A 1353-nucleotide genomic window follows, 5' to 3' on the forward strand; every position below is an offset into this window, starting at 1 on the left:
AAATTAATTATATCAGATACTTTGCAAGACTAACTTCTGTTTAAGTAAAAAAACGGAAGTTACTTTTTCAATTTACATATATAAAAATTTCGAGTGCCAGTAAAAATAAAATCTGGTAAAATATTGATAAAAATTATATAAATATATACATTTATAAAGTATAATTTATATATATTTAATTTAATTATTATGAGAGGTACAAAATGGCTTTATTTAATAAACTAGATAAACCTATATTTTTAAAGGAAGAAAGTGAATCAAAATATTATATTTCTAAGTTAAAGGAATTACATAGCAGAGCACCAGAAGGGTTAAAGGGAAAAATAGAAAAAGAATTAAAGATTGCAACTCTTGGGGAATTTGGAGAGAATAATATAGCTTTTGAGCTTAAAAATAGTGGAATACCAATGTATATATTGCATGATATATGTTTAGAAAGTGAAGATTTATCTGCACAAATTGATTATATAGTGGTAACAAGAAAAGTTATATTTATAATTGAATGTAAGAATCTTATAGGTAATATAGAAATAAATTCACAAGGAAATTTCATAAGAACTTATAATTTCAATGGAAGGTTTATAAAGGAAGGAATATATTCTCCAATAACTCAAAATGAAAGGCACTTGGAAGTATTAAAGAGGATAAAGAAAGAGTCTAAAAGTAATTTTATTTCTAAGTTTCTTTTTGATAAATATTTTAATGATAATTATAAATCAATAGTAGTATTGGCTAATCCTAAAACAGTTTTAAATTCAAGATATGCTAAGAAAGAAATTAAAGATAAGGTTGTTAAAGCAGATCAACTTATTAGTTACATGAAAGAAGTTAATGCTAAATCAGAGTTAATGGCATTAAGTGATAAGGAAATGAAGGATGTTGCAGAACAATTGCTTGCATTACATAATCCTAGCAAATTAAGTTTTTTAAAAAAGTATCGTGAGTTAATAGAATTAGTTGATGCTTATAATGATAAAGAAAATAATAAAACAATACTTAAAGATAAATTTAAAGATACAGAAAAAATTAATGAGAATAGTATTTATAATCTGCAAAGCAATACTGTAAATAAGGATAATAATTATATTACAAATAATATTGATAAGCAAATGACTAATTTATTAGAAAAAATGCCAAAGACAAAATCAGAACTAAAAGATGTTTCTGGCTTTGGAGAAGTGAAGATTGAAAAATATGGTGATGGCATTTTGAAAATTTTAAATGAATAAAGTTATCTATGATTTTGGCTTTTGTGGTGTAGAAAAATTTATAAATTTAAAGGACCTCGCGAAACGCGAGGTCCTTTGTTTTGTTATATATTAATTAGAGGATTGTGTAAAATATGGAGATCTA

The 1353-nt window shown here is 24.1% G+C and carries 1 protein-coding gene; it reads left to right on the forward strand.

Annotated features, from left to right (window positions below; translation table 11 throughout):
• The first annotated feature begins 203 nt into the window (after positions 1-203).
• Complete coding sequence (locus I2A75_RS06710) at positions 204-1229, forward strand: NERD domain-containing protein (RefSeq protein WP_195263705.1); 1026 nt, start codon at positions 204-206, stop codon at positions 1227-1229.
• Positions 1230-1353: the final 124 nt, after the last annotated feature.

The organism is Clostridium sp. 1001275B_160808_H3 (assembly GCF_015550425.1).
In the GTDB taxonomy this organism is placed as follows: Bacteria; Bacillota; Clostridia; order Clostridiales; family Clostridiaceae; genus Clostridium.